Annotated in this window: 25 protein-coding genes; 18 read left to right on the top strand and 7 right to left on the bottom strand. The window is 66.2% G+C overall.

Annotation, left to right across the window (positions count from 1 at the left end; all coding sequences use genetic code 11):
• Positions 1-447 (top strand): type II toxin-antitoxin system RatA family toxin, encoded by a 447-nt coding sequence (locus RZE77_RS14515; RefSeq protein ID WP_319438089.1) that lies wholly within the window; start codon positions 1-3, stop codon positions 445-447.
• Positions 447-782, top strand: coding sequence for an RnfH family protein (locus RZE77_RS14510; RefSeq protein ID WP_319438088.1), 336 nt, complete (start codon positions 447-449; stop codon positions 780-782). The genes RZE77_RS14515 and RZE77_RS14510 overlap by 1 nt, the downstream gene beginning before the upstream one ends.
• A gap of 19 nt (positions 783-801) precedes the next feature.
• Here RZE77_RS14510 and RZE77_RS14505 read toward each other — a convergent pair whose 3' ends face one another.
• Complete coding sequence (locus RZE77_RS14505; protein ID WP_319438087.1) at positions 802-1314, bottom strand: DUF4124 domain-containing protein; 513 nt, start codon at positions 1312-1314, stop codon at positions 802-804.
• 179 nt (positions 1315-1493) lie between these two features.
• Between RZE77_RS14505 and guaB the strand changes: the two genes are divergently transcribed.
• The 9 genes from guaB to RZE77_RS14460 all read left to right on the top strand — a co-directional run bounded on the left by guaB (position 1494) and on the right by RZE77_RS14460 (position 9277).
• Entirely contained in the window at positions 1494-2963 is a 1470-nt protein-coding gene (gene guaB, locus RZE77_RS14500; RefSeq protein WP_319438086.1) for an IMP dehydrogenase, read from the top strand.
• Between the two features lie 88 nt (positions 2964-3051).
• Positions 3052-3300 (top strand): type II toxin-antitoxin system Phd/YefM family antitoxin, encoded by a 249-nt coding sequence (locus RZE77_RS14495; protein ID WP_319438085.1) that lies wholly within the window; start codon positions 3052-3054, stop codon positions 3298-3300.
• Positions 3301-3311: 11 nt separating this feature from the next.
• Positions 3312-3731, top strand: a complete 420-nt coding sequence (locus tag RZE77_RS14490; protein WP_041946111.1) for a type II toxin-antitoxin system VapC family toxin — start codon at positions 3312-3314, stop codon at positions 3729-3731.
• A gap of 14 nt (positions 3732-3745) precedes the next feature.
• The gene (guaA, locus tag RZE77_RS14485) at positions 3746-5365 is read left to right on the top strand and encodes a glutamine-hydrolyzing GMP synthase (RefSeq protein WP_319438084.1); all 1620 of its coding nucleotides are present in this window, start codon (positions 3746-3748) and stop codon (positions 5363-5365) included.
• 153 nt (positions 5366-5518) lie between these two features.
• Entirely contained in the window at positions 5519-5671 is a 153-nt protein-coding gene (locus RZE77_RS14480; RefSeq protein ID WP_170855607.1) for a hypothetical protein, read from the top strand.
• A gap of 2 nt (positions 5672-5673) precedes the next feature.
• Positions 5674-6222 (top strand): hypothetical protein, encoded by a 549-nt coding sequence (locus tag RZE77_RS14475; RefSeq protein WP_319442359.1) that lies wholly within the window; start codon positions 5674-5676, stop codon positions 6220-6222.
• Positions 6200-8575, top strand: a complete 2376-nt coding sequence (locus tag RZE77_RS14470) for a TOTE conflict system archaeo-eukaryotic primase domain-containing protein (protein WP_319438083.1) — start codon at positions 6200-6202, stop codon at positions 8573-8575. Before RZE77_RS14475 ends, RZE77_RS14470 begins: the two co-directional genes overlap by 23 nt.
• 127 nt (positions 8576-8702) lie before the next feature.
• Complete coding sequence (locus tag RZE77_RS14465; protein WP_319438082.1) at positions 8703-8996, top strand: antitoxin of toxin-antitoxin stability system; 294 nt, start codon at positions 8703-8705, stop codon at positions 8994-8996.
• Positions 8993-9277, top strand: coding sequence for a type II toxin-antitoxin system RelE/ParE family toxin (locus RZE77_RS14460; protein WP_319438081.1), 285 nt, complete (start codon positions 8993-8995; stop codon positions 9275-9277). Before RZE77_RS14465 ends, RZE77_RS14460 begins: the two co-directional genes overlap by 4 nt.
• Positions 9278-9554: 277 nt before the next feature.
• Here the strand turns inward: RZE77_RS14460 and RZE77_RS14455 are convergent, their stop codons facing one another.
• Positions 9555-9932 (bottom strand): winged helix-turn-helix transcriptional regulator, encoded by a 378-nt coding sequence (locus tag RZE77_RS14455; protein WP_319425912.1) that lies wholly within the window; start codon positions 9930-9932, stop codon positions 9555-9557.
• 109 nt (positions 9933-10041) lie between these two features.
• Here RZE77_RS14455 and RZE77_RS14450 point away from each other — a divergent pair, with 109 nt between their 5' ends.
• Together RZE77_RS14450 and RZE77_RS14445 are read left to right on the top strand one after the other, a co-directional pair.
• On the top strand, positions 10042-10776 hold the full coding sequence (locus tag RZE77_RS14450) for an SDR family NAD(P)-dependent oxidoreductase (RefSeq protein WP_319438080.1): 735 nt from the start codon (positions 10042-10044) through the stop codon (positions 10774-10776).
• 23 nt (positions 10777-10799) lie between these two features.
• On the top strand, positions 10800-11399 hold the full coding sequence (locus RZE77_RS14445) for an NADPH-dependent F420 reductase (RefSeq protein WP_319438079.1): 600 nt from the start codon (positions 10800-10802) through the stop codon (positions 11397-11399).
• Positions 11400-11462: 63 nt separating this feature from the next.
• Here the strand turns inward: RZE77_RS14445 and RZE77_RS14440 are convergent, their stop codons facing one another.
• The 4 genes from RZE77_RS14440 to prpR all read right to left on the bottom strand — a co-directional run bounded on the left by RZE77_RS14440 (position 11463) and on the right by prpR (position 16400).
• Positions 11463-12383, bottom strand: a complete 921-nt coding sequence (locus tag RZE77_RS14440) for a LysR family transcriptional regulator (RefSeq protein ID WP_319438078.1) — start codon at positions 12381-12383, stop codon at positions 11463-11465.
• Positions 12384-12701: 318 nt separating this feature from the next.
• Positions 12702-13598 (bottom strand): arginase family protein, encoded by an 897-nt coding sequence (locus tag RZE77_RS14435; RefSeq protein ID WP_319438077.1) that lies wholly within the window; start codon positions 13596-13598, stop codon positions 12702-12704.
• Between the two features lie 191 nt (positions 13599-13789).
• The gene (locus RZE77_RS14430; protein WP_319438076.1) at positions 13790-14368 is read right to left on the bottom strand and encodes an autotransporter; all 579 of its coding nucleotides are present in this window, start codon (positions 14366-14368) and stop codon (positions 13790-13792) included.
• A 67-nt stretch (positions 14369-14435) separates the two neighbouring features.
• Positions 14436-16400 carry a propionate catabolism operon regulatory protein PrpR gene (prpR, locus tag RZE77_RS14425; protein ID WP_319438075.1) on the bottom strand — a complete coding sequence of 655 codons (1965 nt, stop codon included), beginning with the start codon at positions 16398-16400 and terminating at the stop codon, positions 14436-14438.
• Between the two features lie 164 nt (positions 16401-16564).
• On the opposite strand from prpR, the gene RZE77_RS14420 reads away from it, so the two are divergent.
• The 5 genes from RZE77_RS14420 to RZE77_RS14400 are packed head-to-tail and all read left to right on the top strand — an operon-like array spanning position 16565 to position 21599.
• A complete protein-coding gene (locus RZE77_RS14420) occupies positions 16565-17764 on the top strand; it encodes a CaiB/BaiF CoA transferase family protein (RefSeq protein WP_319438074.1) in 1200 nt (399 codons plus the stop codon).
• Complete coding sequence (locus RZE77_RS14415; RefSeq protein ID WP_319438073.1) at positions 17761-18702, top strand: hydroxymethylglutaryl-CoA lyase; 942 nt, start codon at positions 17761-17763, stop codon at positions 18700-18702. Before RZE77_RS14420 ends, RZE77_RS14415 begins: the two co-directional genes overlap by 4 nt.
• Entirely contained in the window at positions 18699-19691 is a 993-nt protein-coding gene (locus tag RZE77_RS14410) for a tripartite tricarboxylate transporter substrate binding protein (RefSeq protein ID WP_319438072.1), read from the top strand. Before RZE77_RS14415 ends, RZE77_RS14410 begins: the two co-directional genes overlap by 4 nt.
• Before the next feature lie 6 nt (positions 19692-19697).
• Positions 19698-20561, top strand: coding sequence for an isocitrate lyase/PEP mutase family protein (locus RZE77_RS14405; RefSeq protein WP_319438071.1), 864 nt, complete (start codon positions 19698-19700; stop codon positions 20559-20561).
• Between the two features lie 33 nt (positions 20562-20594).
• Positions 20595-21599: a Bug family tripartite tricarboxylate transporter substrate binding protein gene (locus RZE77_RS14400; RefSeq protein WP_319438070.1), complete on the top strand. Its 1005-nt coding sequence runs from the start codon at positions 20595-20597 to the stop codon at positions 21597-21599.
• 43 nt (positions 21600-21642) lie between these two features.
• Here RZE77_RS14400 and RZE77_RS14395 read toward each other — a convergent pair whose 3' ends face one another.
• Positions 21643-22611, bottom strand: coding sequence for a Bug family tripartite tricarboxylate transporter substrate binding protein (locus RZE77_RS14395; protein WP_319438069.1), 969 nt, complete (start codon positions 22609-22611; stop codon positions 21643-21645).
• Between the last annotated feature and the right edge of the window lie 147 nt (positions 22612-22758).

Genomic DNA, 22758 nt, shown 5'->3' with positions numbered 1-22758 from the left:
ATGAAAACCGTCAACAAGTCCGTCCTCATCTGGTACAGCGCCGAAGAGATGTACGCGCTCGTCACCGACGTGGAGAAATATCCGCAGTTCCTGCCCTGGTGCGACAAGTCCAGGGTCATCGAGGAAGACGAGGCCGGCATGACCGCCGAAGTGGGCCTGGCCTTCGCCGGCCTGCACCAGAGTTTCACCACCCGCAACACCCACGTGCCGGGGCGCGAGGTGCACCTCAAGCTGGTCGATGGACCCTTCTCCAATCTCGACGGCATCTGGAAGTTCGCGCCCGTGGGCGAACCCGGCGAGCGCGCCTGCCGCGTCGAACTGCACATGAGCTATGGCTTCAGCAACTTCGCGCTGCAGGCGCTGGTGGGGCCGGTGTTCGACACCGTGGCCTCCAGTTTGGTCGAAGCCTTCGTCAAGCGCGCCGAGCAGGTCTACGGCAGCTCCTGATGATCGAAGTCACGCTCAGCTGCTCGCCCGCGCCGCGCGAGGTGTTCGAGCAGGTGCTGCAACTGGCGCCCGGAGCCACCGTGGCCGATGCCGTGAAGGCCAGCGATCTTGCGCAGCGCTTTCCGCAGCTCGATTGGCGCGAGGCCATGACGCCGGGAATCTGGGGCAGGGAAGCCGGCTGGGACCAGCCACTCGAAGACGGCGACCGCGTCGAACTGTGCCGGCCCTTGGCGGTCGATCCGAAGGTGGCGCGCCGCGAGCGCTTCCAGCGCCAGGGCGCGCGCGGCACGGGTCTTTTCGCGAACCGCCGCAAGGGCGGCAAGGCCGGCTACTGAACCGGCGCGGGCTGCTCGCTTATTTGCAGTCGCTTTCGATGATCGACTGAAGGCGCTTCTGCTCGGCGGCCCGGGCCGCGTCGTCCATGATTTCGCGCTCGCCCTTCGCGTTGATCTTGGCGACGCGGATGCCGCTGTCGAAGGTGGCCTTGCCCTGGCGCGCGCGATCGCAGTTGTCGGCCTTGGCCTTGGCGTTCTTCTCTGCCTCGGCGGCCTGCTTGGCCTTTTCCTCGGCCTGCGCCTTCTTGGTTTTTTCCTCGAGCTCCTTGTCGACGCCCGCAGGCTTGGGCGCAGCCGCGGCCTTGGGTGCCGTGGCGTCGGGCGCCTCGGCTTCGGCAGCGGCCGGCGCAGAACCGCCTCGGGGCGGCGGAGAGCCTGCGCGGCGCAGGATGTTCTTTTCCGGCACGTCCGTCGGCGGCGGCTGGTCGCTGAAGACCTTCTTGCCGCTCTTGTCGATCCATTGCCATTGCGCGCTGGCCGAGAGCGGCAGCAGGCAAACACATCCCAGTACGAGCCAATGCGCGAATTTCATGCGGCGAGTTTAGCCTTCCTTACGTTTTGCAACATGGAAGGGCCGGGCTTTCGTTGCCGGCGAGTTGGGATTTGGCTACGTTTTCGCCGCATTGCCGGCCCTGCCACGGCCGGCTGAAGCCCCTGGCAGGGCGGGTAAGTACCGACGGTCGCTACAATCCGTCTTTTGGAGCTTCACCCATGCGCCTTCTCGGCAAAGCGCTCACCTTCGACGACGTGTTGTTGGTGCCAGCGTTCTCCCAGGTCCTGCCCAAGGACACCTCCCTCGCCACCCGTTTCTCCCGCAACATCACGCTGAATCTGCCGCTGGTCTCCGCCGCGATGGATACGGTGACTGAAGCACGCCTCGCGATCGCGATCGCGCAGGAAGGCGGCATCGGCATCGTGCACAAGAACTTCACCGCCGCCGAGCAGGCCGCGCAGGTGGCCAAGGTGAAGCGCTACGAATCGGGCGTGCTGCGCGACCCCGTGGTGATCACCCCCACGCACACCGTGCTGCAGGTCATGCAGTTGTCGGACGAACTCGGCATCTCGGGCTTCCCGGTGCTCGACGGCGGCAAGGTGGTGGGCATCGTGACCGGGCGCGACCTGCGCTTCGAGAACCGCTACGACGTGCCGGTGAGCGAGATCATGACGCCGCGCGACAAGCTCATCACCGTGCCCGACGGCACCACGCTGGCCGAGGCCAAGGCGCTGCTCAACAAGCACAAGCTCGAACGCCTGCTCGTCATCAACAGCGCATGGGAGCTCAAGGGCCTGATCACCGTCAAGGACATCACCAAGCAGACCAGCTTTCCCAACGCCGCGCGCGACCCCTCGGGCCGGCTGCGCGTGGGTGCGGCGGTCGGCGTGGGCGAGGGCACCGAGGAGCGTGTCGAGGCGCTCGTGAAGGCCGGCGTCGACGCCATCGTGGTCGACACCGCGCACGGCCACAGCGCCGGCGTGATCGAGCGCGTGCGCTGGGTCAAAAGGAACTACCCGCAGGTCGACGTGGTCGGCGGCAACATCGCCACCGGCGATGCGGCGCGTGCATTGGCCGACGTGGGCGCCGACGCGGTCAAGGTCGGCATCGGCCCCGGATCGATCTGCACCACGCGCATCGTGGCGGGTGTGGGCGTGCCGCAGATCATGGCGGTCGACAACGTGGCCACCGCATTGCAGGGCACCGGCATTCCGCTGATCGCCGATGGCGGCATCCGCTATTCGGGCGACATCGCCAAGGCCATTGCCGCGGGCGCCAGCACCGTGATGATGGGCGGCATGTTCGCAGGCACCGAAGAGGCGCCCGGCGAGATCGTGCTGTTCCAGGGCCGCAGCTACAAGAGCTACCGCGGCATGGGCTCCATCGGCGCCATGCAGCAGGGCAGTGCCGACCGCTATTTCCAGGAATCGACCACCGGCAATCCCAACGCCGACAAGCTGGTGCCCGAAGGCATCGAAGGCCGCGTGCCTTACAAGGGCTCGATGGTGTCGATCGTCTACCAGATGTCGGGCGGCTTGCGCGCGAGCATGGGCTACTGCGGCTGCGCCACGATCGAAGAGATGAAGAACAAGGCCGAGTTCGTCGAGATCACCACGGCCGGCATCCGCGAGAGCCACGTGCACGACGTGCAGATCACGAAAGAAGCGCCGAACTACCGCGCTGAATAAGCGGTGCGCAGGCCCAATCTGGCCAGACCTTGAAAGTCAGGCCAGATTGGCATTAGAATTCAGGCCAGATTAAAATTTTCTGGCCCAAATGCAATCCATCGGCATCGCTGAAGCCAAGAACAACTTCTCGGCCCTGATCGACCTGGTCGAAAAGGGCGAGGAGGTTCGCATCACCCGCCACGGCAAGGAGGTGGTGCGCATGCTGCCGGTGCGGCGCAAGCCGGTGATCACCGACGAGCAGATCGAGCGCGAACTCGGCCAGATCGACGCGCTGCACGCCACCATCCAGCCCGGCCTTTCAATGCGCGCGCTGCTCGACGAAGGGCGCCAATCGTGACAGCCTTCGTCATGGACGCCTCCGTCACCGCAGCCTGGCTCTTGCCCGACCAGGCCAGCGAACACACCCGCAAGCTCTACGCCGCCATCCGCCGCGACGAGGTCGAGCCGCAGGCGCCCAACGCCTGGCAGTGGGAGTGCGCCAACATCCTTGCCAATGGCGTGCGCAGCGGCCGCATTCCGACGTCCGCGGTCGAGGGGCTGTGGAGCGTGCTCGACGCCATCCGCCATCGCGTCGAGCTGCACGAACTCGCACCCGCGCAGCACAAGGCGGTGCTGGCCGTGGCCATCGATGCCGGCGTGTCGCTCTACGATGCGGGCTACCTCTGGCTCGCGCGCTCGCTCAGTCTCCCGCTCGCCACCTTCGACGAGCAACTCATCCAGGCGGCGCCCAAGGCGGGCGTCAAGCTGTTCGACATTTCAACGCTCTGACCGAGTCTTCTTTCATGCAACACGACAAGATCCTCATCCTCGATTTCGGCTCGCAAGTCACGCAGCTCATCGCGCGCCGCGTGCGCGAGGCGCACGTGCTCAGCGAAGTGCACCCCTGCGACGTCACCGACGAATGGGTGCGCGAATACGCGGCCGATGGGCACCTGAAGGGCGTGATCCTCTCGGGCAGCCACGCGAGCGTGTACGAGGAGACCACCGACAAGGCCCCGCAGGCCGTGTTCGACCTGGGCGTGCCGGTGCTGGGCATCTGCTACGGCATGCAGACCATGGCGCATCAGCTCGGCGGCAAGGTCGAGGGCGGCCACAAGCGCGAGTTCGGCTTTGCGTCCGTGCGCGCGCATGGCCACACCGCCCTCTTGAAGGACATCGCCGACTTCACCACGCCCGAAGGCCACGGCATGCTCAACGTGTGGATGAGCCATGGCGACAAGGTCACCGAGCTGCCGCCCGGCTTCAAACTCATGGCCAGCACCGACAGCTGCCCCATCGCCGGCATGGCCGACGAGGCGCGCCGTTACTACGCGCTGCAGTTCCACCCCGAAGTCACGCACACGCAGCAGGGCAAGGCGATCCTCGAGCGCTTCGTGCTCGGCATCTGCGAGGCGAAGCCCGACTGGGTCATGCGCGACCATATCGCCGAGGCCGTCGAGAAGATCCGCGAGCAGGTGGGCGATGAGGAAGTCATCCTCGGCCTCTCGGGCGGCGTCGATTCGAGTGTGGCGGCCGCGCTCATTCATCGCGCCATCGGCGACCAGCTGACCTGCGTGTTCGTCGACCACGGCCTCTTGCGCCTGAACGAGGGCGACATGGTCATGGAGATGTTCGAGGGCAAGCTGCACGCGAAGGTGATCCGCGTCGATGCGAGCGAACTCTTCCTCGGCAAGCTCGCGGGCGTGAGCGACCCCGAAGCCAAGCGCAAGATCATCGGCGGCGAGTTTGTCACGGTGTTCAAGCAGGAAGCCGCCAAGCTCAAGGCGGGCGACGGAGGACACAAGGGGGCCACTTTCCTCGCGCAGGGCACCATCTACCCCGACGTCATCGAATCGGGCGGAGCCAAGAGCAAGAAGGCCGTCACGATCAAGAGCCACCACAACGTGGGCGGCCTGCCCGAACAGCTGGGACTCAAGCTGCTCGAGCCGCTGCGCGACCTGTTCAAGGACGAAGTGCGCGAACTCGGCGTGGCGCTCGGCCTGCCGCCCGAGATGGTGTACCGCCACCCGTTCCCCGGCCCGGGCTTGGGCGTGCGCATCCTCGGCGAAGTGAAGAGGGAATACGCCGACCTGCTGCGCCGCGCCGACGCGATCTTCATCGAGGAGCTGCGCAACTTCAAGGACGACGCCACCGGCAAGAGCTGGTACGACCTCACGAGCCAGGCCTTCACCGTGTTCCTGCCCGTGAAGAGCGTGGGCGTGATGGGCGACGGCCGCACCTACGACTACGTGGTCGCGCTGCGCGCCGTGCAAACCAGCGACTTCATGACCGCCGACTGGGCCGAGCTGCCGTACGCGCTGCTCAAGAAGGTGTCGGGGCGCATCATCAATGAAGTGCGCGGGATCAATCGCGTGACTTACGACGTGTCGAGCAAGCCGCCGGCGACCATCGAGTGGGAGTGAGGGGTGCGGTAGTGTCTATATAAATCAATGACTTAGATCGAGTTTCGATGTCCATGAGCACGACATCAATGGTGCTTCTCGAAAACTCTAAGTTGTTGAAAGATCTGGGCTTTTTGTTGCAGCAAAAACCCATCCGAAAGTGATCAGCGAAGAATGCAGCGCTACTTTCTGACGGTATTTTTGACGGCATCCCAGCGTTGCTGGATTGACGCCGATTTTTTACCGCCATTCGCTCCTGCAGAACGAGGCCGCGTGCTGGCACTGGAGGATGCCGCCAAGGACCTGCTGACGCCGGAGAACACGTGAGCATGGCTACGAGGAAAGCGCCGAGTTGGAGCGACGTCAAGGACAAGCTCGCCGACTTCGACCGCGCGGGATTGATCGGCCTGGTGCAAGACCTCTACGCCGCCAGCAAGGAAAACCAGGCCTTCCTGCATTCCCGATTCGGTCTCGGCGACGATGTGCTGAAGCCGTACAAGGCGACCATCGACCGCTGGTTGTGGCCGGACGTGTTCAAGAACCAGGACACCTCGGTCGCCAAGGCAAAGAAAGCCATCGCAGACTACAAGAAGGCCGTCGGCCAGCCGAGGGGTCTGGCCGAGCTAATGGTGTTCTTCTGCGAGCGCGCGGCGGGCTTCAGCAACGACGTCGGCTTGCAGGACGAGGGTTACTTCGACGCTCTGGCGCGGATGTTTGCGCAGGCTTTGACGATCATCGGTACCTTGCCCGAGGATCGTCGGCCCGAACTACTGGGGCGCTTGGATGCTGTCCGACGCCTCGGCCACAACTTGGGTTACGGCGTTGGTGACGACATGGACGACCTGCTGGTCGAGCATGGATTCGATGGCGGACAGTGATGAACTCACCACGCTGCGCGCGGAGAACGGCCGGCTGATCGCGCTGCTCGAATCGCACGGCATCGAATGGCGGGCGCAGCAGCAGCCGTCCCCACCGCCCTTCGAGCCATCGAGACTGTCCATCGACGAGAAGGTCACCATCTTCCGACGGCTCTTCCGCGGCCGTATCGACGTGTTTCCCGTCCGATGGCAAAGCAAGACCACGGGCAAGTCTGGCTACGCGCCGGCCTGCGCGAATGAGTGGCGCGCCGGTGTGTGCGAGAAGCCGCGCATCAAGTGCGGAGACTGCGGCAATCGTCTGCTCGTCCCGCTGTCGGACACGGTGATCTACAACCACCTGGCCGGCGGGCACACGGTCGGGGTGTATCCGCTGTTGGAGGACGACAGCTGCCATTTCCTGGCCGTCGACTTCGACGAGGCCGAATGGCGGGACGATGCGCAGGCGTTCATGATGTCTTGCGCGGAGCTGGGCGTACCCGCAGCGCTGGAGGTTTCGCGATCCGGTCAAGGCGCTCATGGCTGGGTGTTCTTTGCCGGTCGCGTGTCGGCGCGCGATGCCCGCCGCCTCGGCACGGCCATCATCAGCCACACCTGTACGCGCACGCGGCAGCTCCGGCTCACGTCCTACGACCGGCTGTTCCCGAACCAGGACACGATGCCCAAAGGCGGGTTTGGCAACCTGATCGCGCTGCCTCTGCAGAAGGGCCCGAGGGACAAAAGCTTCAGCGTCTTCGTCGACGCCGAGCTGCGCCCCTACCCGAACCAGTGGGCGTTCCTGGCCTCGATCCAGCCCATGGACGCGCACGACATCGAGCCGACTATCCTGCGTGCTACAGGTGGCGTCCATCCGCTGGACGTCACCTTCATTGATGACGAGGACTTGGCTACGCCGTGGACACGCCAGAGCACGGCGTCGAAGAAGCTGACGGGGTCGATGCCCCGCTCGCTGACGCTGACCCTGGCCAACTTGATCTACTTCGAGAAGGCGCACCTTCCTCAGCCCCTGGCCAATCGCCTGATCCGCTTGGCGGCGTTCCAGAACCCCGAGTTCTACAAGGCGCAGGCGATGCGGATGTCGGTGTGGGACAAGCCACGCGTCATCGGCTGCGCCGAGAGCTACCCGCAGCACATCGCGTTGCCCCGTGGGTGTCTGGACGCTGCGCTGTCGCTGCTGCGCGAGAACGGCATCGCCTGCGACCTGCGAGACGAGCGCTTCAGCGGCCAGCCGTTGGACGTGTCGTTCGTCGGCAATCTGCGTCCAGATCAGGAGGCCGCTGTCGCCGCGATGCTGCCCTTCGATGCCGGCGTGCTGTGCGCCCCAACGGCCTTCGGTAAGACGGTCACCGCCGCCGCGATGATCGCGCGCCGGGGTGTCAACACCCTGGTGCTGGTGCATCGCACCGAGCTGGCGAAGCAGTGGCAGGAGCGGCTGCAAGCCTTTCTCAGCGTCGGTAAGGGTGTGGTCGGCACCATTGGCGGCGGCAAGGCCAAGCCGACCGGCAGGATCGACATTGCCGTGATGCAGTCCCTGTCCCGCCAAGGGGAGGTGACCCCGCTGGTCGAGGACTACGGCCACGTGGTCGTCGACGAGTGTCATCATGTCGGTGCAGTCTCCTTCGACGCAATCCTCAAGCGGACCAAGGCCAAATATGTGCTTGGCCTGACGGCGACCCCGATCCGACGCGACGGCCTGCAGCCGATCATCTTCATGCAGTGCGGGCCGATCCGGCACACTGCGGCCACGCCGGCCGGAGCGCCGCACGAGCTGGAGGTGGTGCCGCGGTCCTGCCATGTCCGGATCGATCTGCCGAAGGACGCCGGCATCCAGGACGTCTTCCGGCATCTTGCCAACGATCAGGCCAGGACCGAGGCCATTGCCGCCGAGGTGCGCAGCGCCTTCGTGCAGGGCCGCAAGGTGCTGGTTCTGACAGAGCGCACTGAACACCTCGACGCGATCGAGGCAGCCCTCGGCGGCCTTGGGTCGGAACTCTTCGTATTGCATGGCCGGATGTCCAGAAGGCAGCGTGCGGCGCTGGTGGCAGGCCTTGAGGCACTGGCGCCTGACGCGCCGCGCGTCCTCCTGGCGACTGGCAAGTTGGTTGGCGAGGGCTTCGACCACCCGCCGCTGGACATGCTGGTTCTCGCCATGCCGGTGTCCTGGAAAGGCACGCTGCAGCAGTACGCCGGTCGCCTGCACCGGGAGCACGCCAGCAAGACCGACGTGAAGATCATCGACTTCGTGGACACCGGCCACCCGGCGTTGCTGCGTATGTGGGACAGGCGTCAGCGCGGCTACCGAGCGATGGGATATCGGATTGAGGCCGGCACCGTGCCGAACGAAAGCCTGCTTTGATGCGCTGATGCAGATTCAGGTGCGCTTGAATTGGAGCGAGCGGGCAGACCGCTATCGGCGCCGCAGCGTGGCAGGAAGTATTGACGTTGTATATACTTCGTTGATATCAACATTTCCGGAGCTGGTCATGTCCAAAGAAGCCATGTTCACCATGAAGCTGGAGCCGGAGCTGCGTGACGCCTTCATGGCCGAGGCCGAAGCCAGCCACCGCCCAGCGTCGCAGGTGGTGCGCGAACTGATGCGCGAGTTCGTGGAGCGTCAACGGCAGGCCCGTGAGTACGACGCGTTCCTGCGCGCGAAGGTCGACACGGCGCGCGCGCAGATCGCGTCCGGTCAATACACCAGTGACGCCGATGTCGAGGCCCGCGTTGCTGCCCGTCGCACTGCACTGCGGGCCAAAGCCGGCGGCCCTGACGCATGAGGGTCCTGTGGACCTTGTCCGCCGAGCAAGACCGCGCCGACATCGTCGACTTCATCGCTCAGGACAACCCGCTCGCCGCTATCCGCATGGATGAGATTTTCTCGGCAGCTGTCGGCCGGCTGGCCGAACACCCCCTATTGGGACGGGCCGGACAGATCCCGGGCACCCGCGAGTTGATCCCACACGAGAGCTATCGGCTGGTCTATGAGGTGCGGGCCGATACCGTCTGGATCTTGACCTTGGTGCATACCGCTCGCCTGTGGCCACCGACCCGGTCGTGATCGGAGGGTGGCAAAAGCGCTCGGTTTTCGACGGTAGAAGTGACGGCAAAGCACGATGACACGGACGACGAAAGGCAGTGCTCATGCGGGTTCCCGGTCCTCGGAAACCATCGAGTGGGAGTGATCCAGGATCGCCGCTTCCGGCAGCTGCCGGCAACGCGCTGACCGACAGGACACAAGGGCGCGCGGCCGCGCATCCTGACACTCTGATCGGAAGAATTCCACTTGCCGCCCTCCCACGAATGCGGAGGGCCTTCAGCGGCTCTTCTCCATCCCGCTAGGGCAAAGTTTCGCGCTTGGCGAAGATGCTTGCCACTTCCGCCATGTGCTCGGTTCCCCAGGTGCACAGCGGGACGATCGCCTCGGCCAGGCTGCGGCCCAGCGGGGTCAGCGCGTAGTCCACGCGCGGCGGCACCTCCTTGTAGTCGGTCCGCGCCAGCACGCGATCGGCCTCCAGATCCTTCAGATGCTGGATCAGCACCTTGTCGCTGACGCCTTCGATCAAGCGCTTGAGCTCGCCGTAGCGCCTCGGGCCGTCGCGCAGGAAAAACAGGATCAGCGGTTTCCACTTGCCCGAGATGATGCGCAGCGTGGCGTCGAGCCCGCAGGAGAAGCCGCCGGTACCGCAGGTTGGATGAGAAGAAGGCGTCGTCATTTTTTCATACTTACCAAAAAGTGCATACTTGTCCTTAGGTTATCAGAACTCCATACTTGTTCTCAAGCAGTTCCCTGCTTCCGTGCAACCCAACTATGGATCCCATGACATGACCAGACTGAATGGAAAGACCGCCGTGATCACCGGCGGCGCTACCGGCATCGGCCGCGCCGCGGCAAAGCGCTTTATCGAGGAGGGCGCCTTCGTCTTCATCTTCGGCCGCCGGCAGGAAGCGCTCGACGCCGCTGTGGCCGAACTCGGGCCCAATGCCCGCGCGGTGAAGGGCTCGGTCTCGGATGAGGCCGACCTCGACCGGCTCTACGCGGCGGTGAAGGCCGAGCGCGGAACCCTTGACATCGTCTTTGCCAATGCCGGGGCGGGAAGCCTGCTTGCGCTCGGCAAGCTCACCGCCGAGCACATCGACGAAATCTTCGACACCAATGTGAAGGGTTCGATCTTCACGGTCCAGAAGGCGCTGCCGCTGATGGGCCAGGGCGGCTCGATCATCCTGACCGGTTCAAGCGCCGGCACCACGGGCGCCCCGGCATTCAGCGTCTACAGCGCGAGCAAGGCGGCGGTGCGCAACCTCGCGCGATCCTGGGCGGAGGACCTGAAGGGCACCGGCATCCGGGTCAACGTGCTGTCGCCCGGGCCGACGGCGACCGAACTCGCGAAGGAAGCGGTAGGCGAGGAGGGCATGAAGGCCTTCGCCTCGATGACTCCGCTCCAGCGCATGGCCGACCCGGTGGAGATCGGAGCGGTGGCCGCCTTTCTCGCTTCGCAGGACAGCAGCTTCATGACCGCCAGCGAGGTCGCCGTCGACGGCGGCCTGGCGCAAATCTGACGCAAAAACCAAAAGGAAAATTCATGAGCTACGCAATCATCGGCTTCGGCAGCATCGGCCAGGCCCTGGCCAAGGCCTTTGCCCGAAGCGGCATCGAAGTATCCGTTGCAACCACGCGCGACCCGGAAAGCTTTGCATCCGCTGCGGCCGCGATCGGGCCCGAGATCATCCCCAAAACACTGGCGGAAGCCGTCAAGGCGGACATCCTCTTTCTGGCTGTCCGATTCGAGTCGCACCGGGATGTCGCGAAGGCGCTGCCCAGCTGGCAGGGAAAGACCATTGTCGACGTGACCAATGCCTACGGCGTGCCCCCTGAGGAACTGGGAGGACAGCCTTCTTCCAAGGCCGTCGCGCAGGCCTTCGCTGGTGGACGGGTGGTCAAGGGGTTCAACCATTTGGGCGCTGCCGTCCTCGAGCAAGATCCGGCCGTCCATGGCGGCAGGAGAGTCGTGTTCCTGGCGAGCGACGATGACGGCGCCGCGGCGGAGATCGGTGCGCTTGCGGAAAACCTCGGTTTCTCGCCGGTCAAGCTTGGCGGGCTTTCGGAAGGTGGGCTGCTCGTGCAGGCGCGCGGGAACAGCTGGGGTCAGCTGATCTTCAAGGACTTGGTCAAGTTCGACTGATGAAGAATCGGGATCGCAGATTTCGATGCGACCCCGCCTCGTGGAGAAAGGGCGGCCACAGTTTTATTGAAGCCAGGGCGCGCCGCCCAGCCACTCGGCCCAGTAGTCGATGCAGGCCTTGATCTTCGGCAGGCGGTGGCGCTCGCGCGCGGTGACCGCGAACACCGGCACCTCGTTGCGCGCATCGACGAATTCCGCGAGCACCGGCACCAGCAGCTTCTGCTGCACCAAGGGATCGCCTACCAGCGTCGCGAGCCGCCCGATGCCCAGCCCCTGCAGAACCATCGTGGCCGCCAAGTTGGTGTCGTTGGTGCGCCAGTGCCCCTCGGCCACGATCAGCTGCGGCTTGCGATCGACCACGAAGGGCCAGCGGTTGAGCGGCATCACGAGGCCGTTCGTCACGAGCCGGTGCATGCGCAGGTCCTCGGGACGCGCGGGCTGCCCTGCTGCGGCCAGGTAGGACGGCGCCGCGTACAGCGCGCGCGTCAGCGTACCGATGCGGCGCGCTACCACGGCGTCGGGCAGCGGGTTCTCGGCACTCGCGGTGCGCACTGCGATGTCGATGCCGTTGCGCGCAAGATCAAGCATCTGATCGCCCACGATGAGTTCGACTCGCAGGCGCGGATGCCGCGCATGCAGCCCGCCGAGGCTGGGTACGAGCTGGTACTGCGCCAGCACGGTGCTGGCCGTGACCCGCACCAGCCCGCCGATCTCGGCCGCGTTGCCGGCGAATTCGCCCTCGAGCTCGTCCAGCGTTTCGAGCATGCGCTCGCAGTGAACCTGGAAGGTCTGCCCCTCGGCAGTGAGCGACAGCCCGTGCGTCGAGCGGCGGATGAGCCGCGCGCCGCAGGCCTTTTCGATGCGCGCCAGTGTGCGTGAGATCTGGCTCACGGGCACATCGCGCTCGCGCGCGACGGCTGACAGCGTGCCGCACAGCGCCACGCGCGTGAACAGGTACAAATCGTCAAGGTGCAGTTCTCGCATGCGCACGATGGTAGCCAACGGGCCTTGCACGCAGCGCAAAGGCGCTTTGCGCCGCGCCCTGTTTCGCCGCGCCCGAGCAGTTCCTAGAGTGGCTGACTGCGAGCAACGAAGGGAACACACCATGAACAACACCCATCCGAAGCGGAACGACGACGAGCGGTTGATCGAGCTGGCGAAGGCCCGTGCGGCGGTGCTGCGCCGCGAAGCAATCGACGATTTCTGACGCGGCGTCGGCAGCGTGGCGCGCCGTATGCTGCACGGCGTCGCGCGGCAATGCCAAGGGCTGATGCGGCTGATTCGCCGAGAGGCCCCGACCCTTCAAGCAGGCGCGGCCGTCCCCAGCCCTTCGGCCAGCACCGCAGCAAGGCCGCTGCCGGCGCGGCCGTCCTCGTCGAGGCGCGGGTTGTAGATGGTGACCTCCATGCCGACGGCCTTTCCGCTCGCCAGGATGAGCCGCAGCGCCGCCGACAGTTCGTCCCATGACAGCCCGCCCGGTACGCGGAAATCGACCGCCGGCATGACGGCATCGTCGAGGCAATCGGCATCCAGATGGATGAAGAAGCCGTCGAGCTCGGCCCGCGTCAGGTGGTCGATGGCCGCACGGGCTGCGGCTTCGACACCCAGGCGACGGATGGTGGGGAGATCGCAGGCCATGAGCTCTGCCGGCAAGGGCTGGCTGCCGAATTGGGCCTGGTCTTCGTGATCGCGGAATGCAAAGGCGACGGTGTCCTCGATCCGCACCAGCGGACGGCGGCCCTCCAGGGCGGTCAGCAGCGCCGGCCCGTGGCCGGTGACGAAGGCCAGGTCCATGGACGCGCCTTCGCCGTTGGGCTCGGCTTCGGGCTGGAAGAAGTCGGCGTTGCCGTCGATAAAGAACAAGCCGTAGCGGCCGCGCCGGCGCAGCGCGAGCATCGAACCCAGCACGATCGTGCAGTCGCCGCCCAGCACTATCGGGAATTCGCCCGCGTCCAGCACCTTTTCCACGCCATCGGCGAGCGTGGATGACCACGACGCGATCGCGCCGGCGTTCAGCACCAGGGTGGCTGGATCGGGCTTCGGGTTTTTGGGCGGAACGGCCAGCCGCCCGGCACGGCGCGCGTGGATGCGGTCGGCGAGGCCCAGTTCCAGCAACCGGTCGGGCAGGCGCTCCACGCCGTCGGTCGACAGGCCGAGCGTGGAGGGCGCTTCAAGGATGGCATAGGGTCGGGTCGGCATCAGATGCTCCACGGCAGGACCGGTTCTTCCATTGGACCCCTCGCATTTCATGAGGTGGACGATGGGTCGGCGGCGCCGATGTATCGGAGCCTTGGCGAAGACATGAGGCGCATGTTCCGCCTCCTGCCGATCAGAGCCAAGCCCTTGACCCTGCGGGCGTCAGGGGCCTGTTGATGAATCCCGGCAGCAGGTCACCAAGGCTCGACGGCGCGCGCCTCGGCCAGATACCGGTCGTTGTCGAACACGCCGGGCCGATCTCCCGCGAAGCGCCACATCTGCCTCTTCGTGTGCAGCAGATTGCCGAGGTACACATGCAATGCGCCTGAACGCGCCGTGCCCGGGTTCGCCACCGCGTGCACAGTATCGGGAGGCAGGTGAACCACCTCGGGTGCGATGGCTTCGCGCCGCTCCGGAACCTGCAGCCGGCCGTCGGACAGCGGATAGATCAAGTTTGTCTCTTTGCCCCGATAGATGCCGATGAGGGCGTCCATCAGATGGTTGTGAGGCGGGTACTGCAGGCCCGGCGTGAGGGTGATGTGATAGATCGTCAGCGTGTCGTTCGCGCACAGCAGGACTTCATCGTCGCTTGCCTCGTGGACCAGCTCGCCGAGCGAATGGAAGCGGGCGGTGATGTCGCGCAGCACCGCGGCGACGCGATCGACGCGATCGACGCGATCGAGGCGATCGAGGCGATCGGCCTTTGCGGCAGCGTCGACGATCTCGTCGATTGCGGTCCGAAGGGTCGAACTGATGGGAAACGGCGAAGTCATCTTGAATCGGCGGAACTGCGGCAGGATAGATCAGGTGCGTGGGTTCAGTCCAGGGGCGAACTCGGCATCAGGTGCCCGGTGCACCGGCGCCGTGTTCGCGCATCCAGCGCCAAAGTGTTGAGCGGCTCACGCCGAGTTGCCGGGCCGCGGCCTGGCGGTTGCCGCCCTGCGCCTGCAGCGCCGCGGCCACGCGTGCAGCGCTCAGCCCAGTGTCGTTGGCCACCTCGCTTGCGGCGGCATCGGCGAAAAGCTCCGGCAGATCGTGCCGCAGTTCGTCGTAGCGGACGTCTTCGAGGCGGTCGAACTGCATGAGGAACACCGCGATGCGCTCGCCGAGGTTTTCCAGCTCGCGGATGTTGCCGGGCCAGTCGTAAGCGCGCAGACGCGGCAGCAGTGGGGCCAGCGCGCGCGCTGGGTCCAGGCGCGTGCCCAGGCGCTGCAGGCAGCGGCCGACCTGCGCTTCGACCAGCGGCGCGATGTCTTCGCGGCGCTCGCGCAAGGGCGGCAGCGGCAGGCGCAGCGTGTTGAGGCGGTAGAACAGGTCTTGCCGAAAGCGGCGCTCGGCAATCATGTCGTTCAGCGGTTGGTGTGTGGCGGCGATCACGCGCACGTCGACCGGGATGGCGGCCGTTGTGCCGAGCCGCGTGATCTCGCGCTCCTGCAGCACGCGCAGCAGGCGCGTCTGCAGTTGCAGCGGCATGTCGCCGATCTCGTCGAGGAAGAGGGTGCCCGTGTGCGCCGCCTCGAAGAGGCCCCGCTTGCCGCCGCGGCGTGAGCCGGTGAAGGCGCCTTCCTCGTAGCCGAACAGCTCGCTTTCCAGCAGCGCTTCCGGAAAGGCGGCGCAGTTGACGGCGACGAAGGGCCGCCCCGCGCGCACGCTCTCGTTGTGGATGGACTGCGCGAACAGCTCCTTGCCGACGCCGCTTTCACCCGCGATCAGCACGGTGAGGTCGGTGCGTGCAAAACGCCGCGCGGTCTGCACCGCGCGCAAGAAGGCAGGGCTCTGGCCGATCAGGCTGGCGAAGCGATGGCGCGCCGCGCTTTGGCGCCGGCCCTGCTGGATGCGCAGGCTGGTGTCGGCTTCCTGGATGGTGCGCGCGTCGTACAGAGTGAGCGCGGCGCCGACGATCTCGCCGTGCTCGCGGATCGGCGTGCGGTTGACCACCCAGTCGCGCTGCGCGAAGCGCTGCACCACGGCGCGCTCGACTTGCCCGCTGTCGAGCGTCGGTTGCAGCGACAGCTCGGGTTCGATCGCCTCCAGCGACTGGCCGATGAGCCGCGCGTGCGGCGGGCCGAGCAGCTGCTGCATCGGCGGGTTGACCGCGATCACGCGGTTGTCGCGGTTCACCGCCAGCACGGCCTCCTGCAGGTTGTGCAGCACGCCGTTGAGCTGCTCGTAGCGGCCGGCTTCGAGCCGCGCGACGCGCGCGAGTTCGAGCGCGTCTTCGAAGCCCTTGCGCAGGCTGCCCAGCGAGTAGGCGAGCAGCCCGTGCAGGCCAGCTTGTTCCGCGAGCTCGACGACCAGGCTGGAGCCGACGATCACCTCGAAGCCCTCGCGCCGCAGCTGCTCGAAGCGCTGGCGCGCGTCGTCGGGCGTCTGGTAGGCGTGCTGCACCACCTCGATGTTGAGCAGGTCCTTCACCTCGTCGAGTTCAGGAATGGTCTGGCCGTACATGACGACGCCGACGCGGCTGGACATGCGCCGCGCCTTGATGAGCGCCTGCAGCAGGTCGAAGCCGCTCAGCTGGATGGTGGCGACGGGCGCCTGCAGACCGGCGCGCAGGATGCTTGCGTTCGAGCCCGCGCTCACGAAGGCATCGACCAGGCCGCGCTCGAGGCGGTCGCGCGCAATGGCTAGCGCGTCGCCGAAGGTGCCGTCGACCACCTCGATCTCGGCGCGGCCGGTGTACTCCGCCACCACCGGCATCGCGAAGGCGCGGATCTGCCGGTAGCTCAGGAAACACAGGCGCGGCAGCTCGCCGCTGCGCACGAGAGCCGGGAAGAAGTGGGAGGAGGGACGATCGCTGGGCATGTCGCATTGAAACATACCAACGTTTCATTAGCGTCTCATTGCAACACAAGGAAGTGGTCGAGAAAACGGCAATCCCTTTCAAATCAATCACTTACGCACGTTTCGAACGCTGGCACGGCCCCTGCGATAGCTGGGCATTCGCCAACCTTTCGGAGACATTGAACGTGGCACTCGAACACATCACCGTGCTGGACCTGACACACATGCTGTCCGGTCCCTACGGCACCATGCTGCTGGCCGACCTCGGCGCGCGCACCATCAAGGTCGAGCCGCCCGGCAGCGGCGAAGGCACGCGCCGCCTGCTGGAGAACGATCCGCACTATTCCCGCGACGGCATGGGCGCGTACTACCTCACGCTCAACCGCAACAAGGAGAGCGTGTGCGTCGACCTCAAGACGCCGGCCGGCAAGGCGGTGTTTCTCGATCTCGTGCGCAAGGCCGACGTGGTGTTCGACAACTTCAGCGTCGGCGTGACCGGGCGGCTCGGCATCGACCACGCCTCGCTTGCCAAGGTGAACCCGCGCATCGTCACCTGCTCGGTCACCGGCTTCGGCCAGACCGGCCCGCACACGCAGCGCCCGGCCTTCGACCAGGTGGTGCAGGCGATGGGTGGCGGCATGTCGATCACCGGCACGCCCGAGACGGGCCCGACGCGCAGCGGCATCCCGATCGGCGACCTCGGCGGCGGCATGTTCGGCGCGATGGGCGTGCTGGCCGCGCTGGTGGAACGCGACCAGACCGGCAAGGGCCAGCATGTCGACATTTCGATGCTCGACGCGCAGATCTCGCTGCTCAACTACATGGCGACGATGCACCTGCTGTCGGGCCACGTGCCCGAAGGCATCGGCAACGGGCACTTCGTGCATGTGCCGTACAACAGCTACCCGACAGCCGACGGCCACGTGATCATTGCGTGCATCGGCGACCCGTTCTTCGACCGTTTTGTCGAGTTCATCGACCTGCCGGCGTTGCGCAAGCCCGAGTACCGCCAGCAGCCGGTGCGCTTCGCGGCCAAGGCCGAAATCGATGCGGTGGTCGGCGAAGCGATGCGCAAGCAACCGACCGCCCATTGGCTCGAACGCCTGCGCGAGGCGCGTATTCCGTGCGGCCCGGTCAACAACTTCGAGCAGGCGCTCAACGATGCACAGGTGCTGGCGCGCGACATGGTGGTCGAGGTGCCGCTGAAGACCGGCGAGCGCGTGCGCATGCCGGGCAATCCGATCAAGTTGTCGGCGGCCGAGCAGGGCAGGGCGTTCACCTGCCCGCCGGCGCTCGGTGAAAACACGCGCCAGGTGCTCGGCGACCTCGTCGGCTACGCACCCGACAAGCTCGAAGCACTGCGCGCCGAAGGGGCGATTGCATGAGCGCGAGGGAAGCGATTCACATCACCGACGTCGCTCCGCGCGACGGCTTGCAGAACCAGGCGGTCCACGTCGGCACCGAAGGCAAGCTGCGGCTGATCGAACTGCTGGTCGAGGCCGGCCTGCGCAGCATCGAGGCGACCAGTTTTGTCTCGCCGAAGGCCGTGCCGCAGATGGCCGACGCAGGTGAACTGCTGCCGCAGGTGAAGGCGCGCTTTGCGGCGCTGCGCACCTCGGTGCTGGTGCCCAACCTCAAGGGGCTGGAGCGCGCGCACGCAGCCGGCGCGAAAGAGATCGCCGTCGTGCTCTCGGCCACCGAGACCATGAACCGCAAGAACATCAACATGGGCCTGGACCAGGCGACCGAGGTGAGCGAGCAGACGATCGCCGCCGCGCGCGCGCTGGGCCTGCGCACGCGCGCCTACGTGGCCGTGGCCTTCGACTGTCCCTTCGAGGGCGAGACGCCGCTGGACGAAGTGCTGCGCCTGTCGGCCCGCATGCACGCAGCCGCGGCCGACGAGATCGTCATTGCCGACACCATCGGCTCGGCCTCGCCGGGCCAGGTGAAGGAGCGCATTGCGGCGCTGCGCGGCGTGGTGCCGATCGAGCGCCTCGCGGTGCACCTGCACGACACGCGCGGCATGGGCGTGGCCAATGCCTGGGCGGCGCTCGAAGCCGGCGTGCGCCGCTTCGATGCGAGCGTCGGCGGCATCGGCGGCTGCCCGTTCGCGCCCGGCGCCGCTGGCAACGTGGCGACGGAAGACCTCGTGCTCATGGCCGAGCGCAGCGGCTTTGCCACCGGCATCTCGCTCGCCGGCCTGCTCGCGGCGGTGGACTTCGCGCAGGACGAACTGCAACGGCCGCTCGGCGGCCGTGCCATCAGCTGGCTGCGCCGCCAGCGTGACAAGGACACACAAGACAACACCAGGAGACTTGCATGAACCCGACCTTCAACCTTTCTCATCCCAACCGCCGCCAGATGCTCGCCGGCCTCGCGTCGCTCGCCGCCGTCGGCACGGGCGGCAGCGTCTTCGCGCAAGGCGCCAAGTACCCGAGCAAGGCCGTCACGCTCGTGGTGCCGTACTCGGCAGGCGGCGGCACCGACATCGTGGGCCGCCTGATGGCGCAGCGCCTGTCGGAGCTGTGGGGCCAGTCGGTGGTGGTCGACAACCGCACTGGCGCCAACGGCGTGATCGGCTCCAGCACCGTGGCACGCTCGGCGCCCGATGGCCACACGCTGCTGCTGGTGGTGGGCTCGCATGCGGTCAACCCGGTGCTGATGAAGTCGCTGCCCTACGACACCGACAAGGCCTTCACGCCCATCACCAACATCGCGAGCTCGCCGTCGGTGCTGGTAGTGCAGGCCAACGGCCCCTACAAGACGCTGGCCGACCTGCTGACCGCGGCACGCAAGGAAGAGCTGGGCTGCGGCTACTCGGAAGGGCAGACGCGCCTGACCGGCGAACTGATCCGCCAGGTCGGCCACCTCAAGCTGACCGGCGTGCCCTACAAGGGCGGCGCGCCGATCATGGTCGACATCATCGGCGGCCACCTGCCGATGGGCGTGACCAGCGTGCTCACCGCGCTGCCGCACGTGCGCTCGGGCGCGCTGCGCGTGGTGGGCGTTGCGGCCGATCGCCGCATGCCGCTGTTCCCCGATGCGATGACCTTCAAGGAAGCGGGTTTGAACGGTGTCGAGTCGCTGAGCTGGTATGGCCTGTTCGGACCGGCCGGCCTGCCGGCCCCGATCGTGGCGCAGATCAACCAAGACTTGAAGAAGGTCGCGGCCGACCCCGCGGTGCAAAAGCAGATGCACGACCAGGGCGCCGACATCACGCTCACGCCGCCGGCCGAGTTCCGCACCTTCCTGGCGAGCGAGACGAAGAAGTGGTCGCTCGTCACGCAGCGCGGCGGCATCACGGCGGAGTAAGCGGGCATGGCGAATCCCATCCTCCGGCAGAAGCTCGAACGCGGCGAGTTCATCGTCGCGCCCGGGCTGCACGACATGATCGCCGCCACCGTGGCGAACAAGGTCGGCTTCGACATCGTCTACGGCACGGGCTACTGGCTCACCGCCTCCAGCCTGGGCCTGCCCGACGCGGGCATTGCCACCTACACGCAGATGCTCGACCGCATGGCGACGCTGGTGCGCACGAGCCAGGGCGCCGTCATCGCCGATGCCGACACCGGCTACGGCGGGCTGCTGAACGTGCACCACACGGTGCGCGGCTACGAGGTGGCTGGCGTCACGGCCATCCAGCTCGAAGACCAGGAGTTTCCGAAAAAGTGCGGTCACACGCCCAACAAGCGCTGCGTGCCCATGCAAGACATGGTCGAGAAGATCAAGGTGGCCGCCGAGGCGCGCGAGGACAAGGACAACTTCCTCATCATCGCCCGCACCGATGCGCGCGCTTCGCTCGGCATCGACGAGGCGATGCGCCGCCTGGAAGCGTATGCCGAGGCCGGTGCCGACATCCTGTTCTTCGAGGCGCCGCAGTCCGAAGAAGAGATGCGCAAGGCTTGCGCTGCATTCGACAAGCCGATGCTGGCCAATATGGCCGATGGCGGCACGACGCCGATCCTGCCTGTGAATGTGTTGGAGGAGATCGGATTTGCGCTGGCCATCTACCCCTCGCTCACCAGCCTGTCGGCCGCCGCCGCGATGGAGCGCGCGTTAAGCAACCTCAAGCACAGCGGCGTCAGCCAGGCGCCCGAGGTGCCGCTGTTCGACTTCAACGAGTTCTGCGGTCTCATCGGCTTTCAGGACGTGTGGGATTTCGAGAAGCGCTGGGCGCGCTGAAGATTCAATCAACAAAAGAACGGAGACAAAACCATGACGAACAATTACAAGGCGCCGCGCCGCCGCTTGCTGGCGATGGCAATAGTTGCCACCAGTGCGCTCACCATCGGCATCGCTGCAACGCCGGCGCACGCGCAACAGGACTACCCGAACAAGCCGATTCGCCTCATCGTGCCTTTCACACCCGGCGGCGTCACGGACACCGGCGCGCGCGTCGTGGCCGAGCGCCTCGGTGCTCGGCTGGGCCAGCAGGTGGTGGTCGACAACCGGCCCGGTGCCTCCGGCAACATCGGCACTCAGATGGTCGCGGCCGCGCCGCCCGATGGCTATACGCTGGTGCTGGGCTTCGACGGCACGCTGGTCATCAACCCGCATGTGTTCGCGAAGGTCCCCTTCGACACAGTGAAAGACTTCGTGCCCGTCAGCAAGATCGGCGATGCGGTGCTCGTCATCGTCACGCACCCTCCGGTGCCCGCGAAGACCTTGCCCGAGCTGATCGCGTTTTCGAAGAGCAATCCGGGTGGCTTGTCCTACGGCAGCTCTGGCACGGGTGGCACGCCCCACGTCGCCGCTGAAATGCTCAAGGTGAAGACCGGCGCAAACTTCGTCCACGTGCCCTACAAGGGCGGCGGCCAGGCCATGACCGACGTGGTCGGCGGCCAGCTGCCGATGCTCTACACCGCCGTGGCCGGCGCGCTGCCCTTCATCGAGAGAGGGCAGGTGCGCGCCATCGCGATTTCGAGCGCGCAGCGACTGCCATCGCTCCCCAACGTGCCCACCGTCGGCGAAACCGTGCCGGGCTTCGAAGCGAGTTCCTGGATCGGCATCCTCGCGCCCGCCAAGACCCCCACGCCCATCATCGACCGCATTCAGCGCGAGTTGCATGTCGTGGTGAACGAGCCTGCGGTCAAGGAGCGCCTGGCCAAGCTCGGCATCACGTCGGTGGGCAATACGTCGGCGGAGTTCGGGCAACAGATTCAGGCGGATTTGAAGAAGTACGCGGATGTAGTGAAGGCGGCCGGAATCAAGATTGATTGAGGCGAGACATCGGGTCGGGACATGGGCAGCAGCGCTCCAACGCTCAAGGTGCGAGGCCCGCTGATTTCACGATGGACGCGTATTTGCTGACTTCCGCTGCCGTGTAGCTGGCGAACTGCGCGGCGTTGCGGGTATCTGGTTCGGTGCCGATTTCCCGCAGGCGCTGCACCATGGCGGGAGCCTGCAGCACATCGGCCATTGCCTCGGACAACTGCTTGAGTACAGGCTGCGGGATCTTGGCGGGTGCAAACACGCCGAACCAGGCGCTGACTTCGAAGTCCCGCAGGCCACTCTCCGCGACCGTGGGCACGTCGGGAAGCAACGGACTGCGACGCAGACTTGTGACGGCCAGTGCCTTGACCTTCTGGGCCTTGAGGTTGGGCAGGGCGGTGGTCTGAAGGTCGAACATCACGGGGACATGCCCGGCCAGCACGTCCGCAAGCGCCGGTGCGCTGCCGCGGTACGGCACGTGCAGCAGCTGGACATGCGCGGCGTTCGCGAGCATCTCGCCCGCCAGGTGGTTGGATGTTCCGGGGCCGGCCGACGCAAAGCTGATCGTGCCGGGGCGGCTCCTGCCGGCTGCGATCAGTTCCGCCACATTGTTGTAGGGAGCGGAGGGATGGGCTACCAGCACGAAGGGAATCGATGCCAGTGCGCTGACGACTGCAAAGCCCTTGATCGGGTCGTAGCCCACCTTGCTCATGGCCGGATTGATCGCCTGGGAACTGACGGTGCCCATGAGCAGGGTGTAGCCATCCGGCTTGGCATCTGCGACGAAACGTGCGCCGATGGCGGTGCCGGCGCCGGCCTTGTTCTCCACGATCACGGGCTGTCCAAGGCGCGTCGCCAGCTGCTCTCCGACGGTGCGCGCGAGGATATCGGCCGAGCCTCCCGGCGGATACGGAACGACGAGCGTGACCGGGCGGGCAGGGTAGGTCTGTGCGAGCGACGGCGCAGCAAAGACGACTGCGGCCAACAGCACCGGGGCGGCGAGCAGCTTCATGAGTTTCATCGTGGACTCCGTTTGGCAGATGCGGGCGATGCCGGCGGCGCTCCCCGGCGCCTTTGCCGACATGATGCAAACGGCGCGTCATAACGTCCAATACGGACTGCGTACCGAATCCATACATGAATCGAATCACCATGGTCGGCGCGCTGC

Origin of the sequence: Variovorax sp. SPNA7 (assembly GCF_033807855.1) — a bacterium.
GTDB classification, from domain to species: domain Bacteria; phylum Pseudomonadota; class Gammaproteobacteria; order Burkholderiales; family Burkholderiaceae_C; genus Variovorax; species Variovorax beijingensis.
The sequence above is the reverse complement of the archived record's forward strand: the minus strand, read 5'-3'. Positions and strand labels throughout refer to the sequence as shown.